Origin of the sequence: Streptomyces sp. NPDC088910 (assembly GCF_044749865.1) — a bacterium.
GTDB lineage: Bacteria > Actinomycetota > Actinomycetes > Streptomycetales > Streptomycetaceae > Actinacidiphila.
The window spans coordinates 269,620-284,053 of sequence record NZ_JBIVIV010000007.1; the positions used below are offsets into that span (position 1 = coordinate 269,620).

The 14,434-nt window shown below is 72.8% G+C and carries 13 protein-coding genes and 1 pseudogene; 6 read left to right on the forward strand and 8 right to left on the reverse strand.

The window, feature by feature from the left end:
• Positions 1-10 precede the first annotated feature (10 nt).
• From ACIP4Z_RS18625 to ACIP4Z_RS18640, 4 genes are all read right to left on the reverse strand, one after another.
• Entirely contained in the window at positions 11-682 is a 672-nt protein-coding gene (locus ACIP4Z_RS18625) for an MOSC domain-containing protein (protein WP_401309269.1), read from the reverse strand.
• Positions 683-692: 10 nt separating this feature from the next.
• Positions 693-1,358, reverse strand: coding sequence for an MOSC domain-containing protein (locus ACIP4Z_RS18630; protein WP_401309272.1), 666 nt, complete (start codon positions 1,356-1,358; stop codon positions 693-695).
• A 19-nt stretch (positions 1,359-1,377) separates the two neighbouring features.
• Complete coding sequence (locus ACIP4Z_RS18635) at positions 1,378-2,166, reverse strand: GNAT family N-acetyltransferase (protein ID WP_401309275.1); 789 nt, start codon at positions 2,164-2,166, stop codon at positions 1,378-1,380.
• Between the two features lie 74 nt (positions 2,167-2,240).
• Positions 2,241-3,431 carry an aminotransferase class V-fold PLP-dependent enzyme gene (locus tag ACIP4Z_RS18640; RefSeq protein ID WP_401309279.1) on the reverse strand — a complete coding sequence of 397 codons (1,191 nt, stop codon included), beginning with the start codon at positions 3,429-3,431 and terminating at the stop codon, positions 2,241-2,243.
• A gap of 84 nt (positions 3,432-3,515) precedes the next feature.
• Here ACIP4Z_RS18640 and ACIP4Z_RS18645 point away from each other — a divergent pair, with 84 nt between their 5' ends.
• The gene (locus ACIP4Z_RS18645; protein WP_401309282.1) at positions 3,516-4,421 is read left to right on the forward strand and encodes a LysR family transcriptional regulator; all 906 of its coding nucleotides are present in this window, start codon (positions 3,516-3,518) and stop codon (positions 4,419-4,421) included.
• Between the two features lie 169 nt (positions 4,422-4,590).
• Here ACIP4Z_RS18645 and ACIP4Z_RS18650 read toward each other — a convergent pair whose 3' ends face one another.
• Positions 4,591-4,791 (reverse strand): pentapeptide repeat-containing protein, encoded by a 201-nt coding sequence (locus ACIP4Z_RS18650; protein ID WP_401309509.1) that lies wholly within the window; start codon positions 4,789-4,791, stop codon positions 4,591-4,593.
• Positions 4,765-5,073 (reverse strand): annotated as a pseudogene (locus tag ACIP4Z_RS18655) (WhiB family transcriptional regulator); the annotation flags it as partial. The pseudogene ACIP4Z_RS18655 and the gene ACIP4Z_RS18650, both read right to left, overlap by 27 nt.
• A 469-nt stretch (positions 5,074-5,542) precedes the next feature.
• Here ACIP4Z_RS18655 and ACIP4Z_RS18660 point away from each other — a divergent pair.
• The 4 genes from ACIP4Z_RS18660 to ACIP4Z_RS18675 all read left to right on the forward strand — a co-directional run bounded on the left by ACIP4Z_RS18660 (position 5,543) and on the right by ACIP4Z_RS18675 (position 9,987).
• Positions 5,543-6,154 (forward strand): response regulator transcription factor, encoded by a 612-nt coding sequence (locus ACIP4Z_RS18660; protein WP_003948568.1) that lies wholly within the window; start codon positions 5,543-5,545, stop codon positions 6,152-6,154.
• Positions 6,155-6,379: 225 nt separating this feature from the next.
• Positions 6,380-7,000 (forward strand): sigma-70 family RNA polymerase sigma factor, encoded by a 621-nt coding sequence (locus tag ACIP4Z_RS18665; RefSeq protein WP_355336798.1) that lies wholly within the window; start codon positions 6,380-6,382, stop codon positions 6,998-7,000.
• Positions 7,001-7,176: 176 nt separating this feature from the next.
• On the forward strand, positions 7,177-8,679 hold the full coding sequence (gene guaB, locus ACIP4Z_RS18670; protein ID WP_355336799.1) for an IMP dehydrogenase: 1,503 nt from the start codon (positions 7,177-7,179) through the stop codon (positions 8,677-8,679).
• A gap of 186 nt (positions 8,680-8,865) precedes the next feature.
• Positions 8,866-9,987 carry a GuaB3 family IMP dehydrogenase-related protein gene (locus tag ACIP4Z_RS18675; RefSeq protein WP_355336800.1) on the forward strand — a complete coding sequence of 374 codons (1,122 nt, stop codon included), beginning with the start codon at positions 8,866-8,868 and terminating at the stop codon, positions 9,985-9,987.
• A gap of 280 nt (positions 9,988-10,267) precedes the next feature.
• On the opposite strand, the gene ACIP4Z_RS18680 is transcribed toward ACIP4Z_RS18675, so the two are convergent.
• Positions 10,268-10,924: a hypothetical protein gene (locus ACIP4Z_RS18680; protein ID WP_401309287.1), complete on the reverse strand. Its 657-nt coding sequence runs from the start codon at positions 10,922-10,924 to the stop codon at positions 10,268-10,270.
• Positions 10,925-11,057: 133 nt separating this feature from the next.
• Positions 11,058-12,338 (reverse strand): nucleotide sugar dehydrogenase, encoded by a 1,281-nt coding sequence (locus ACIP4Z_RS18685; RefSeq protein WP_355336803.1) that lies wholly within the window; start codon positions 12,336-12,338, stop codon positions 11,058-11,060.
• 346 nt (positions 12,339-12,684) lie between these two features.
• On the opposite strand from ACIP4Z_RS18685, the gene ACIP4Z_RS18690 reads away from it, so the two are divergent.
• The gene (locus tag ACIP4Z_RS18690; protein WP_188281981.1) at positions 12,685-14,391 is read left to right on the forward strand and encodes a glycerol-3-phosphate dehydrogenase/oxidase; all 1,707 of its coding nucleotides are present in this window, start codon (positions 12,685-12,687) and stop codon (positions 14,389-14,391) included.
• Positions 14,392-14,434: the final 43 nt, after the last annotated feature.

Sequence of the window (14,434 nt, forward strand, 5' to 3'; positions counted from 1 at the left end):
GGACCCTTCGTCAACGCGCCGGACTCAAGCGGCTGTTGACCGCCTCCAGATACGTACGGTTCATGGTGTCGGCCGCGGCCATGACCCGCGGCAGCAGCTCGGACTCCAGGGTCATCGCCCGGAAGAGGAAGGCGACGGTGACCTCGTGGTCCGGCCGGTGCACGACCTCGACCGGGTCCCCCGCGCGGACCTCGCCCGGTGTGATCACCCGCAGGAACGGGCCCGGCAGCCCCTCCCGGGTGAACCGCTTGACCCATCCGCGTTCGTCCAGCCACCCGGCGAAGGTGCGGCACGGGATGCGGGGCGAGGTCACTTCGAGGACGAGCCCCGCGGCGCCGATCCGCCAGCGCTCGCCGATGAGCGCGGCGTTGACGTCGATGCCGGTGGTGGTCAGATTCTCGCCGAAGCGGCCGTCGGGCAGCTCGCGCCCCAGCCGCCGCTCCCAGCGGTCGAGATCCTCGCGGGCGTACGCGTACACCGCCTGTTCGTCGCCGCCGTGGAAGCGCAGGTCGCAGACGGTGTCCCCGGCGAGGCCGCCGCCCGCGACGCCGCGCGGTCCGGGCGCCGTGACGGCGACGGGTCCGGTCACCGGGAGCTTCCCGATGCCGGTGAGGCCGCCTTCGCCGTCGGTGTAGGGCACGACGAGGGGGCGGGCGACGTTCACGGAGCGCACTCGGGACATGGGAGGCAGCCTATTTCGCGTCGCGGGCGAGGCGGCGGCGGATCGCGTCGCGGTCCTCGCGGGGGAGGGCGTCGAGGCCGGTCAGCAGCGGCAGCAGCTCGGGCTCGGTGGTGAAGGCCCGGAAGGACAGCGCGACGGTGACCTCGTGGTCCGGCCGGTGCACGGCCTCGACCGGGTCCCCGGCGCGGATCTCGCCCGGCTCGATCACCCGCAGATACGGGCCCGGCAGCGCCGCGTCGGTGAAGCGCCGCAGCCACCGGTTCTCGCCGAGCCAGCCCGCGAAGGTCGCGCACGGGATGCGCGGGCAGGACACCTCCAGGAGGGGTCCGCGCGCGCCGATCCGCCAGCGCTCGCCGATCAGCGCGGCGTTGACGTCGATGCCGGAGGTGGTCAGATTCTCGCCGAAGAAGCCGTTGGCGAAGGTACGGCCCAGCTCGCGGCCCCAGTGGTCGAGGTCTTCGCGGGCGTACGCGTAGACGGCCTGGTCGGCGCCGCCGTGGTGCTTGACGTCGTGCGCGCGGTCACCGGCCAGACCGACCGCGCCGTCCCCCTTCGGACCCGGCGCGGTGACCCGTACCGGGCCGGTGACCGGCCGTTTGTCGATACCGGTCGCCGGCAGCCGCTTCCACGGGTTGGGGCGCGGGTGGCCGATGTTGACGCTCAGCAGCAGTCCCATGCGGGGCGCGCCTCCGCTCTCAGGGCTGGTAGAGGTACGGGGTGGTGACGCTCAGGGCGCTGAAGCCGAGGCGCTGGAGGATGGGGCGGCTGGCGTCCATCGCGTCGACCTGGAGGTAGCGGTAGCCGCGGGCGGCGGCGATACGGGCCCGGTGGGCGATCAGCGCGCGGTAGACGCCGCGCCCCCGCCACTCGGCGACGGTCCCGCCGCCCCACAGGCTCGCGAAGTCCTTGCCCGGCGGCATCTCCATGCGGGCCCCGCAGACCGGCCGGTCGCCCGCCATCGCCAGCACCAGCGCGATCTCGTCCGGCGCCTGCGCGAGCGCGTCCAGCAGCCGCTCGCGCAGCTGCTCCGCGCCCGTACCGAACGCCTCCTCGTGCACGGCGGCCAGCAGGTCCACCCCGGCGGCGTCGGTCACCTCCACCAGCCGTACGCCGTCCGGCGGGACGGGCTCGCCGGGCAGCGCCGCGACCTCCGCGACCATCAGCGTCTCCGGCTCCTCCGGCACGAACCCCGCCGCGCGCAGCCGCTCGCCCAGATCGGCCGGCCGGTCGTGCGAGTAGAGCTTCCACTCGAACTCCCGGCCCGCCCCCTCGGGCGACTTCAGCCACGCGAGCTGCGCCTGGACCGCGGGGCCCGCGCTGTCCTCGTCCAGCTCGGACCAGAGCACCCCGCTCCAGTCGTGCACCGCGGCCCCCACCTGCCGCACCACCCCGCCGCTCCGCTCCACCCGCGTCCCCGCCCCCTCCGGCGGAGCGTCCCGCCGCATCTGAGCATCGAACAACCCGAGTACATAAGCGCGATCCATCCCCCCATCCCAACACGCCCACCCCCCCACCCCCAACCGATTTCCCCCCGCGACGCGCCCCGCCGGGAGAGGCGTCAGGCGAGGGATTCGAGGGTGTGGTCGATGTCGGAGGGGGTGTTGTAGAGGTGGAAGGCGAAGCGGAGGGAGGTGGTGGGGGTGGAGAAGCGGACGGCGGCGGCGGTGAGGCGGGCGGGGGCGGTCGGGGGGAGGGCGACGGTGACGGTGGCGGAGGGGCCGGGGACGGGGGTGTGGCCGAGGGCGGTGAGGCCGTCGCGGAAGCGGGCGGCGAGGGCGGTGTCGTGGGCGTGGATCGCGGGGACGCCGATCTCCTCGATCAGGGAGAGGGAGGCGGCGGCGCCGACGAGGGGGAGGTAGGCGGGGCGGGCGTCGAAGCGGCGGGCGCCGGGGGCCAGCCGGGTGACGGGGCCGTAGCACCACTCCCAGGGGTCGTCGGCGGCGTACCAGCCCGCGAAGCCGGGGGAGAGGGTCGGCTCGGCGCCCGCGCGCACGGTCAGGAAGCAGGCGCCGTGCGGGCTGAGCAGCCACTTGTAGGCGTGGCAGACCACGTAGTCGTAGTCGTCGGCGCACAGCGGGAGCCAGCCGACGGACTGGGTGCCGTCCAGGAGCGTACGGGCGCCGTGGGCCGCGGCGGCGGCGCGGACCGCGGGCAGGTCGGCGACCCGGCCGTCGGCGGACTGCACGGCGCTGACGGCGACCAGCGCGGTGCCCGGCCGCACCGCGTCGGCGAGCGCGTCCAGCGGCACGATCCGCAGGTCCAGGTCCTCGCGGGCGGCGAAGGGCTGCACGAGGGAGCTGAAGTCCCGGTCGGCGACGACCACTTCGGCGCCGGGCGGCAGCCGCGCCGCGATCAGCCCGACGCTCTCGGCGACCGTGCTGGCCAGCGCCACCCGCTCCACCGCCACCCCGACGATCCGGGCGTAGGCGGCGCGCGCCGAGACGACGGCCGCCTCGAAGGCGTCGGTGTCGGGGCGGCCCGCCGCCCACTCGTCGACGGCCCCGCGCAGCGCCGCCGCGGTGCGGGCCGGGAGCAGCCCGACGGTGGCGGTGTTGAGGTAGGGCGCGGCGGGGTCGAGGTCCGGATACTCGGCACGGATGAGGCGGTCCGCGGCGAGGTCGCCCCCCGAGGCGCCGCTGGCGCCCGCGCCCGTACCGCTGCCCGCGCTCGTACCGCTGCCCGTACCGTTGCCCGCGCCCGTACCGCTGCCCGTACCGCTGCCTGTGCTGCCGAATGCGATGGCGTCCATGGCTCCTCAGCGTGGCGCGGGCCCGCCTCAAAGTCCATTACCGATATCTGTCGGGTATCCCTAAGTTCCGCTTATGGTGGGCGGATGATCGAGGCACGTCATCTCCGGGTGCTGCGGGCCGTCGCCCGCACCGGTTCGTTCTCCGCGGCGGCCCGCGAACTGGGCTGCACCCAGCCCGCCGTCAGCCAGCAGATGAAGGCGCTGGAGCACTCCGCGGGCACCCCGCTGCTGGTCCGCGGCGCCCGCGAGACCCGGCTGACGGAGGCGGGTGACGTGCTGGTCAGGCACGCCGTCGGCATCCTGGCCGGGCTGACGGCGGCCGAGGAGGAGGTCGCGGCGATCGCGGGGCTGCGGGCCGGACGCGTACGCCTCACCTCGTTCCCCTCGGGCAGCTCCACGCTGGTGCCGGGCGCGGTCGCGGCGATGCGCGCGCAGTACCCGGGCACGAAGGTGTCGCTGGAGGAGGCCGAGCCGCCGCGCTCGGTGGAGATGCTGCGCGCGGGCGACTGCGACATCACCCTGGCGTTCCGCTACGTGGATCTGCCGACCCCGGCCGAGGAGTCGTGGGACGACCTCGTCGTGCGCCCGCTGCTCACCGACCGGCTGGTCGGCGTCGTCCCGGAGGGGCACGCGCTCGCCGTCGGCGGGCGCCCGGTGGAGATCGCGGAGCTGGAGCAGGAGCAGTGGATCGCGGGGTGCGCGCGCTGCCGCCGCCACCTCGTGGAGGTGTGCGAGCGGGCCGGGTTCACCCCGCGGATCGACTTCGCGACCGACGACTACCCGGCGGTGGTCGGCCTGGTGGCGGCCGGTCTCGGGGTCGCGGTGCTGCCGGAGCTGGCGCTGGAGTCGGTACGTCCCAAGGGCGTCGCCGTGGTGGAGGTGCGTCCGGCCGTGCAGCGCGAGGTGGTGGCCCTCACGCTGCCCGATCTGGCGAACGTCCCGGCGGTGGACATGATGCTCGGCCGCCTCGCGCAGGCGGCGGCCCGCTGATCTCAGGGCACCGGTCGCCCGTCAGCCGGGCCCGGCGGGCGGCGCGCCGCGCGTGCCGTACGCGGCAGGGCGGACGGAGCCGACGCGGCCGACGGGGCCGACGGAACCGGGAGTGCCGACGGCGCCGGGAGTGCAGGAACGATTCTGCTGGCGTCTCGCGGAAGCGCGCTCACACGTGGGACGCGTCGCGGATGTCGGACGCGTCGTGCAGGTCGGCGTCGTGCAGGTCGGCGTCGTGCAGGTCAGCGTCGTGCAGGTCAGAGTCGTGCAGGCCGGCGTCGTCCAGGTCGGCGTCATGCAGGTCGGTCGCGTCGCGCACGTCCGACGGCTCGCGCTCGGAGCGGGCCGCCTCGGCGTCCGCCGAGGGCATCCGCGACCGCGAGCGGCCCATCATCGCCTCGCGCTCGTCCTCGGTGAGGCCGCCCCAGACCCCGTAGGGCTCGCGGACGGCGAGGGCGTGGGTGGCGCATTCGGCCCGTACGGGACAGCGCATGCACACCTCCTTGGCGGAGGCCTCGCGCGCGCTCCGGGCGGCGCCCCGCTCGCCCTCGGGGTGGAAGAAGAGCGAGCTGTCGACGCCTCGGCAGGCGGCCACGAGCTGCCAGTCCCAGAGGTCGGCGTTGGGGCCGGGAAGGCGGGAGAAGTCTGCCATTGCTTATCCCCTCGGAGGGTGTGTGTCGGTCTGGGAGGCCGTGAAGAGTCAGCGTCTCGACCGTACATCTACTGTCGTAGTAGATGTAAATATGACTCATCGCCAATCTAGTGGCGAATAGCCCACAAGGCGCGAAAGAGCGTCCAAACAGTGAAAAATCTGGCATAACACCCGTTCGGCAGCATCCGGGCAGGGCCGCTCGGCCGTAGAGGAATCGTTCCGCCTCCGAAATACCGGCTCTCTCACCCGTCTGACCTGCGGCCTGGGCGATCCGTGTGCGCATGATCACGTAGAGTGCCGATGACCGTCGGCAAACTTCGTAACTCTTTCGGGTGAGGGTCGTTGAGTCTGGCGGAAGCGGTTGGCGGACAAGTGAATCGGGCAGGTGCCCGAGGCCGTCAGCCTCAACGGTGAACATTCGTACAGCCTGGAGGCACAACGTGACGCGGTTCAGCTGCGGAGGGCGGTCATGACTTCTGTCCTCGTCTGCGACGACTCCCCGCTCGCCCGAGAGGCCCTGCGCCGCGCGGTGGCCACCGTGCCCGGTGTCGAGCGCGTAACCACCGCGGCCAACGGCGAGGAAGTCCTCCGCCGCTGGGGTGCCGACCGGTCGGACCTGATCCTGATGGACGTCCGCATGCCCGGCCTCGGCGGCGTCGAGACCGTACGGCGGCTGCTGTCGGCCGACCCCGGCGCCCGGATCATCATGCTCACGGTCGCCGAGGACCTGGACGGCGTGGCGCTCGCCGTCGCCGCCGGTGCCCGCGGCTACCTGCACAAGGACGCCTCGCGCGCCGAACTGCGGGCGACCGTGACGCAGGCGCTGGCCGACCCCACCTGGCGGCTCGCCCCGCGGCGGCTGCGCTCGGCCGAGATGGGCGCCGCGCCCACCCTCACCGCCCGCGAGATCCAGGTGCTCGAAGGCATGAGCCACGGACGCTCCAACGCCGAGATCGGCCGCGAACTGTTCCTCTCCGAGGACACCGTGAAGACGCACGCCAGGCGGCTGTTCAAGAAGCTCGGCGCGTCCGACCGGGCCCACGCCGTGGCGCTCGGCTTCCGCTGGGGCCTGGTTCGCTGAGCCGTCGTGTCGTACGCCCGAGAGGGCGGCCGTTCCGGCGAAGTCGCCCACAAGTCCTCGGTTTCCCGGGGGAGGACGCATGCTTGACGTATGGACTTCCTCGGGGATCGGCGGGGGCCTCACATGGCGGAGATGACAGCGTCGGGTTCGGCCGCTCATAACGCTTCGGTGCAGAAGTACGGCCGCGATGACGCGGATCGCGCCGCGGCGAGGCACCATGGGTGGATGCGCGACGACGACACTCCGGCCATCGGTGCCCTTGTCCGGCGCGCAGTCGACGGCGACGAGCAGGCGACACACGACCTGCTCGCGCATGTCCACCCGCTCGCCGAGCGGTACTGCCGCACCAAACTGTCCCGTCTTCCGGGCGACGCCCGGCACTTCGTCGACGACCTCGCCCAAGAGGTCTGTCTCGCGGTGCTGTGCGCCCTGCCCCGCTACCGCGACCTGGGGCGGCCGTTCGAGGCCTTCGTGGTCTCCATCGCCGCCCACAAGGTCGCCGATCTGCAACGGGCCGCCATGCGCGGGCCCGGCAGCACCGCCGTTCCGTCCGACGAGATGCCGGAGAAACCGGACGATTCGCTCGGCCCCGAGGAGCGCGCGCTGCTCAACAGCGACGCCGCCTGGGCCAAGAAGCTGCTCGACAACCTCCCTGACCACCTGCGCGAGTTGGTGCTCCTGCGGGTCGCCGTCGGGCTGAGCGCCGAGGAGACCGGCCAGGTGCTCGGCATGTCGCCGGGGGCCGTACGGGTGGCGCAGCACCGCGCGCTCAGCCGGCTGCGCGCCATCGCGGAACAGACGGCGGGGGCGCCCGCCGCCGGGGACGCGCCGGGTCTCTCGGCGTAGGACACGCGGAAACGGACGGGCGGGCCCGGCACCGGGCCCGGCACCCGGGTGCGACGGCGCGGTCCGACACCTGGTGACCGTACGGGTGTACGGGCCCGGCCGAGGGCGTCATGGGAATAGCGGCGAAGCCACTACCATTGAACAACTCGCCGGGCAAGACCATTCGGGAAGGTGTCATGACGCTGAACGCCGACGGAGTAGCTGAGAAGTTCGCCACACTCGGGCTGACCTATGACGATGTGCTGCTGCTTCCGGGGGCGTCAGAGGTGCTGCCCAACCAGGTGGACACCTCCTCCCTCATCTCCCGCAACGTCCGGGTGAACATCCCGCTGCTGTCCGCCGCCATGGACAAGGTCACCGAGGCCCGGATGGCCATCGCGATGGCCCGCCAGGGCGGCGTCGGCGTGCTGCACCGCAATCTGTCGATCGAGGACCAGGTCAACCAGGTCGACCTGGTGAAGCGGTCCGAGTCCGGCATGGTCACCGACCCGATCACCGTCAGGCCCGACGCGACGCTCGCCGACGCGGACGCGCTCTGCGCGAAGTTCCGGATCAGCGGCGTGCCCGTCACCGACGCGTCCGGGCGGCTGCTCGGCATCGTCACCAACCGCGACATGGCCTTCGAGAGCGACCGCTCCCGCCAGGTCCGCGAGGTCATGACCCCGATGCCGCTGGTCACCGGCCAGGTCGGGATCTCCGGGGTCGACGCGATGGCGCTGCTGCGCCGTCACAAGATCGAGAAGCTGCCGCTGGTCGACGCCGACGGCAAGCTCAGCGGGCTCATCACCGTCAAGGACTTCGTCAAGGCCGAGCAGTACCCGAACGCGGCGAAGGACTCCGAGGGCCGGCTGCTGGTCGGCGCCGCCGTCGGCGCCAGCCCCGAGGCGCTGGACCGCGCCCAGGCGCTGGTCGGCGCGGGCGTCGACTTCCTCGTCGTGGACACCTCGCACGGCCACAACAGCAACGCGCTGAACTGGATGGCGAAGATCAAGTCCAGCGTCGGCGGGGTCGACGTGGTCGGCGGCAACATCGCCACCCGTGACGGCGCCCGCGCCCTCATCGACGCCGGTGTCGACGGCGTCAAGGTCGGCGTCGGACCCGGCTCCATCTGCACCACCCGCGTCGTCGCGGGCATCGGCGTCCCGCAGGTCACCGCGATCTACGAGGCCGCGCAGGCGTGCATCGAGGCCGGGGTGCCGGTCATCGGCGACGGCGGCCTCCAGTACAGCGGCGACATCGGCAAGGCGCTCGCCGCGGGCGCCAGCAGCGTCATGCTCGGCAGCCTGCTCGCCGGGTGCGAGGAGTCCCCCGGGGAGCTGCTCTTCATCAACGGCAAGCAGTTCAAGTCCTACCGGGGCATGGGGTCGCTCGGCGCGATGCAGTCCCGCGGCCAGGGCCGCTCCTACTCCAAGGACCGCTACTTCCAGGCCGAGGTCTCCTCCGACGACAAGCTCGTGCCCGAGGGGATCGAGGGCCAGGTGCCGTACCGCGGACCGCTGTCCGCCGTCCTCCACCAGCTCATCGGCGGTCTCCGGCAGACCATGGGCTACGTCGGCGCCGCCGCCGTCTCCGAGATGGAGTCCAAGGGGCGGTTCGTCCGCATCACCGCCGCCGGGCTCAAGGAGTCCCACCCCCACGACATCCAGATGACCGTAGAGGCCCCCAACTACCACGGCTGACCCCGCGCTTGCGCGGGCCCTGGTCCTCCGGGCCGCGGCCCCGTGCGGTTCTTCTCCCCGCGCCCCCACGGGGCACAGGTCCCGTGCCGGGGCAGCGCGCGGGGGCGCATCCCCGACGGGGCACGGGCCGCCCGCGGGCCGAACGGGGATACTGAGGGGCCGCAGGTCAAAAGAAAGGCGCAGGACGTGACAGAGATCGAGATCGGTCGGGGCAAGCGAGGCCGCAGGGCGTACTCGTTCGACGACATCGCCGTCGTGCCGAGCCGGCGCACCCGGGACCCGAAGGAGGTCTCGATCGCGTGGCAGATCGACGCGTACCGCTTCGAGCTGCCGTTCCTCGCGGCGCCCATGGACTCGGTGGTGTCGCCGGAGACGGCGATCAGGATCGGGAACCTCGGCGGCCTCGGGGTGCTGAACCTCGAAGGGCTGTGGACCCGGTACGACGACCCGGAGCCGCTGCTCGCGGAGATCTCGGAGCTGGACGACACCCGGGCGACGGCCCGCCTCCAGGAGATCTACGCGGCGCCGATCCGCGAGGAGCTGATCGGGCAGCGGATCAAGGAGGTCCGGGACGCGGGCGTCGTGACGGCCGCCGCGCTGTCGCCGCAGCGCACCGCGCAGTTCTCGAAGGCGGTCGTGGACGCGGGCGTCGACCTGTTCGTGATCCGCGGCACCACGGTCTCCGCCGAGCACGTCTCCGGCTCGCACGAGCCGCTGAACCTCAAGCAGTTCATCTACGAACTCGACGTGCCGGTGATCGTCGGGGGCTGCGCCACGTACACGGCGGCGCTGCACCTGATGCGGACCGGCGCCGCGGGCGTCCTCGTCGGCTTCGGCGGCGGCGCCGCGCACACCACGCGCAATGTGCTGGGCATCCAGGTGCCGATGGCGACCGCGGTGGCCGATGTCGCCGCCGCCCGCAGGGACTACATGGACGAGTCCGGCGGCCGGTACGTGCACGTCATCGCGGACGGCGGCTTCGGCGCCAGCGGTGACCTGCCCAAGGCGGTCGCGTGCGGCGCGGACGCGGTGATGATGGGCTCCCCGCTGGCCCGCGCCACCGACGCGCCGGGCCGCGGTTTCCACTGGGGCATGGAGGCGGTCAACACCGAACTGCCGCGCGGCAAGCGGATGAACCTCGGCACCGCGGGCACCACCGAGCAGATCCTGCTCGGCCCGTCCCACGCGCCCGACGGCTCGATGAACTTCTTCGGCGCCCTGCGCCGCTCGATGGCCACCACCGGCTACTCGGACCTGAAGGAGTTCCAGCGCGTCGAGGTGACGGTCTCCCCGACCCACCACCGCTAGGGCGTGTCCGTAAAGTCTCGCCTGGCTGGCGGTGCCTGGCACGCACGCTCGCTGCGTTGTCGGGCTCATCCGAATAGGCCCACTATGAGGACGACCCTCCGCCTTGCGATCGCACGCACCAGACACCGCCAGCCCCGCCCTCCGGGCGGACGACGCGACTTTACGGACACGCCCTAGACCGCACACGCCGGAGAACGCACGAGGGGCCGTACCGCGCAGGCGGTACGGCCCCTCGTCGCGTCACGGCGCGGTACGCGTCACCGCGCCGGGGCGGTTGTCGTCAGTTGTCGCCCGCGTGCTTCGCGACGCCGAAGGAGATGAACGCGGCGACGGCGAGGAAGAGGAAGCGCATGAAGCTGAAGTCCTGCTTCCATGAGTCGAGCAGGTCGCCGAAGTGGTGGAAGAAGATGTCGGTGACCGGCATCGAGCCGCCCTGGCCCGACACGTAGTGGCTGATCACCAGGGCGCCGCCGAAGAGTTCGCCGAAGACGACCGCGAACAGCGCGAGCAGGACGGCCACGAACGGCAGGGCCGGGTTGCGTCCGCCGGCCTTGCCGACGGCGAGGCCGACGAGCGCGCCGACGCCGATCGCCATCAGCCGGAATTCGTGGGTGCTGCCGTCGTCGCTGGACAGCGCGCGCAGGATGCCGCCGTACGCGAGCGCGGCGACGATCGCGGCCAGCAGGCCGACCAGGAAGCCGAGTCCGGGGGTGTCGCGGCGGGCGACCGGCACCGGCGGCGGGTAGGCGGCCGGGTTGAAGGCGCCGGGCGCGGGCGGCGCGCCCCACTGCTGCTGGGGCTGCTGACCGTAGGGCGCCTGGGGCTGCTGGCCGTACGGGGCCTGGGGCTGCTGCGGGTAGCCGTATCCGGCGCCCGGCGGCGGTCCGTACGGATTCTGGCCACCGGGCTGCTGCGGCGGCGGGTAGTTGGCGCTCATGGGGTCCCCCGGGATACGGCATTCGACGATGGACGCCGAAATCTAGCAGCAGGGGGTGACAATCGGACAAGTTGTTCTTCCGGTCGTTACATGACCACTACACGCGGATCGGGAACCCCGCCGCGGCGGGCCGCTACAGCCGCGCCGCCGCGCCCGCGGGCGTCGCCCCCCTTGTGTCCAGCAGGAGTTGCGCCTTGACCGCCAGACCCTGGAGGTCGTACGTGCGGTGGTGCTGGAGCAGCACCGTCAGATCGGCCTCGGAGGCGGCCTCCCACAGGGAGTCGGCGCGCGGCACCGGACGGTCGAGAACGCGCCACTGCGGTACGTAGGGGTCGTGGTAGCACAGCTGCGCGCCGAGTTCGATGAGCCGGGTGCCGATCTCGCGGGCGGGGGCGCCCTCCTGGGAGGCCAGGTCGGCCTTGTAGGTGACGCCGAGCAGCAGGACGCGGGCGCCGCGCAGGGACTTGCCGTGCTCGTTGAGCAGCGCGGCGGCGCGCTGGACGACGTAGCGCGGCATGCGGGAGTTGACCTCCTGGGCCAGTTCGACCATCCGCAGCGGGTGGCCGAGCATGCGGACCTGGCCCTGGGCGGGCATGGCGGCGAAGAGCGGGACGGCGTTGGGGTCGAGGGCGGCGGCCGGGCCGCCGACGCCGGGTCCCGGTCGGAACGCCTGGAAGCCGAACGGCTTGGTCTCGGCGCAGCGGATCACGTCCCACAGGTCGACGCCGAGGTCGTGGCAGAAGACCGCCATCTCGTTGGCGAAGGCGATGTTGACGTGCCGGTAGTTGGTCTCCAGCAGATTGACCGCCTCGGCCTCGCGGGGGCCGCGGGCGCGCACGATGCGTTCGGTGAAGCGGCCGTAGAAGGCGGCGGCGGCCTCGGTGCAGGCGGGGGTGCAACCGCCGATCACCTTGGGGGTGTTGGCGAGGTGGAAGTCCCGGTTGCCGGGGTCGAGGCGGCTGGGGGAGTAGGCGAGGTGGAAGTCCCGGCCCGCGCGCAGACCGTCGGCCTCCAGCAGCGGGCGCAGGAACCCCTCGGTGGTGCCGGGGTAGACCGCCGACTCCAGGACGACGGTGGTGTGCGGGCGCAGGTGCCCGGCGAGCGCGCGGGCGGCGGCGGACACCGCCGTCAGGTCCAGGGCGCGGTCCTCGCCGAGCGGGGTGGGCGCGCAGATCACGGCGGTCCTGACCCGGCCGAGCACCGCCGGGTCCGCGGTCGCGCGGAAGCCGCCCGCGAGCATCCGGCGCAGGTCGGCGGCGGCGAGCGTGCCCGGCGGTACGCGGCCCGCGTTGATGTCGGCCGCGGCGGCCGGGTCGGGTTCGTAGCCGATGACGCCGACGCCCGCGGCGGTCGCCGCCTGGGCGAGGGGAAGTCCGGTGCGGCCGAGTCCGAGCACTGCGAGGTCTGCGGGCATGCGGTTCAGTCCTCTCCCTTGCGACCACCACGGGGACTCCACGGATGGCTCCACGGATGGCTTTAAATCAGGCTAACCAGACAAATGACTGATATGACTGCACGGCGCGCCGTGCAGTCATCCGGGTTACGGGCAGAAGAGGCACGGGATCGCCGGGTAGGAGAGGGACGGCCCGGACGCCCTGCCCGCAGGGCGTTCACCGCCTCGCCGCACCGCGGGCGCGCCCCGGCACCCCCCTCGACGGCGGGTCAAGGGTGGCCGCTCGCGGCGGTGGCGGTCACTATCGAGTGGAGGGCTATCCACCGCGGCGGCACGCGAGAGCGCCGCCACCATGGGAGGCACACGGATGCGTACGTCAACACTGGGCCCCGCCGAGCGGGCCGGGGCACTGGCCCGGATGGCCGAGCACGAGCTGGACCTGCTGGTCGTGGGCGGCGGGGTGGTCGGCGCGGGAACAGCGCTGGACGCCGTCACCCGTGGCCTGTCCACCGGTCTGGTCGAGGCCCGCGACTGGGCGTCCGGCACGTCGAGCCGGTCGAGCAAGCTGATCCACGGCGGCCTGCGCTACCTGGAGATGCTGGACTTCGCGCTGGTCCGCGAGGCCCTCAAGGAGCGCGGCCTGCTCCTGGAACGCCTCGCCCCGCACCTGGTGCGGCCGGTCCCGTTCCTCTACCCCTTGCAGCACAAGGCGTGGGAGCGGCTCTACGCGGGCTCCGGCGTCGCGCTGTACGACACCATGTCGGTCTCCTCCGCGCACGGCCGCGGCCTGCCGGTGCACCGCCACCTCACCCGTAAGCACGCCCTCCAGGTCGCGCCCGCGCTGCGCAAGGACGCGCTGGTCGGCGCGCTCCAGTACTACGACGCGCAGGTCGACGACGCGCGCTTCGTCACCACCCTGGTGCGTACCGCCGCCTCCTACGGCGCGCAGGTCGCCAACCAGGCGCGGGTGATCGGCTTCCTCCGCGAGGGCGAGCGCGTCGTCGGCGCGCGGGTGCAGGACGGCGAGCAGGGCGGCGAGTACGAGATCCGCGCCAAGCAGATCGTCAACGCCACCGGGGTGTGGACCGACGACACGCAGGCGCTGATCGGCGAGCGCGGCCAGTTCCACGTCCGCGCGTCCAAGGGCATCCACCTGGTGGTCCCCAAGGACCGGATCCACTCCACTACCGGGCTCATCCTGCGGACCGAGAAGAGCGTGCTCTTCGTCATCCCCTGGGGCAGGCACTGGATCATCGGCACCACCGACACCGACTGGGACCTGGACAAGGCCCACCCGGCGGCGTCCAGCGCCGACATCGACTATCTGCTCGAACACGTCAACTCGGTGCTGTCCACCCCGCTGACCAGGGACGACGTCCAGGGCGTCTACGCGGGCCTGCGTCCGCTGCTGGCCGGGGAGTCGGACGCCACCAGCAAGCTCTCGCGCGAGCACACCGTGGCGCACCCGGTGCCGGGACTCGTGGTGGTCGCGGGCGGCAAGTACACGACGTACCGCGTGATGGCCAAGGACGCGGTCGACGAGGCCGTGCACGGCCTGGACCACCGGGTGGCCGAGTGCTGCACGGAGGATGTGCCGCTGGTCGGCGCCGAGGGCTACCACGCGCTGTGGAACGCCCGCGCCCGCACCGCCGCCCGCACCGGACTGCACGTCGCCCGGGTGGAGCACCTGCTCAACCGGTACGGCTCGCTCGCCGAGGAGGTGCTCGCGCTGATCGCCGAGGACCCGTCGCTGGGCGCCCCGCTGACCTCGGCCGACGACTACCTGCGGGCCGAGATCGTCTACGCGGCGATGTACGAGAGCGCCCGCCACCTGGACGACGTGCTCGCCCGCAGGACCCGGATCTCGATCGAGACCTTCGACCGCGGCACCCGCAGCGCCCGCGAGGCCGCCGAGTTGATGGCACCCGTCCTGGGCTGGGACAAGGACCAGATCGACAAGGAAGTGGCCTACTACGAGAAGCGCGTGGAGGCCGAGCGCGAGTCGCAGCTCCAGCCTGATGATCTGACCGCGGATGCGGCCAGGCTGGGCGCGCCCGATATCGTTCCCCTCTAGGCACGGTGCGTCTCGGGGGAGACGCGGCGCGCGTCGGGGGAGC

Coding starts and splice junctions, on each gene's coding strand:
- ACIP4Z_RS18625 (WP_401309269.1), bottom strand. CDS start 682: ATGTCCCGAGTGCGCTCCGTGAACGTCGCCCGCCCCCTCGTCGTGCCC.
- ACIP4Z_RS18630 (WP_401309272.1), bottom strand. CDS start 1,358: ATGGGACTGCTGCTGAGCGTCAACATCGGCCACCCGCGCCCCAACCCG.
- ACIP4Z_RS18635 (WP_401309275.1), bottom strand. CDS start 2,166: ATGGATCGCGCTTATGTACTCGGGTTGTTCGATGCTCAGATGCGGCGG.
- ACIP4Z_RS18640 (WP_401309279.1), bottom strand. CDS start 3,431: ATGGACGCCATCGCATTCGGCAGCACAGGCAGCGGTACGGGCAGCGGT.
- ACIP4Z_RS18645 (WP_401309282.1), top strand. CDS start 3,516: ATGATCGAGGCACGTCATCTCCGGGTGCTGCGGGCCGTCGCCCGCACC.
- ACIP4Z_RS18650 (WP_401309509.1), bottom strand. CDS start 4,791: ATGCCCTCGGCGGACGCCGAGGCGGCCCGCTCCGAGCGCGAGCCGTCG.
- ACIP4Z_RS18660 (WP_003948568.1), top strand. CDS start 5,543: ATGACTTCTGTCCTCGTCTGCGACGACTCCCCGCTCGCCCGAGAGGCC.
- ACIP4Z_RS18665 (WP_355336798.1), top strand. CDS start 6,380: ATGCGCGACGACGACACTCCGGCCATCGGTGCCCTTGTCCGGCGCGCA.
- guaB (WP_355336799.1), top strand. CDS start 7,177: ATGACGCTGAACGCCGACGGAGTAGCTGAGAAGTTCGCCACACTCGGG.
- ACIP4Z_RS18680 (WP_401309287.1), bottom strand. CDS start 10,924: ATGAGCGCCAACTACCCGCCGCCGCAGCAGCCCGGTGGCCAGAATCCG.
- ACIP4Z_RS18685 (WP_355336803.1), bottom strand. CDS start 12,338: ATGCCCGCAGACCTCGCAGTGCTCGGACTCGGCCGCACCGGACTTCCC.
- ACIP4Z_RS18690 (WP_188281981.1), top strand. CDS start 12,685: ATGCGTACGTCAACACTGGGCCCCGCCGAGCGGGCCGGGGCACTGGCC.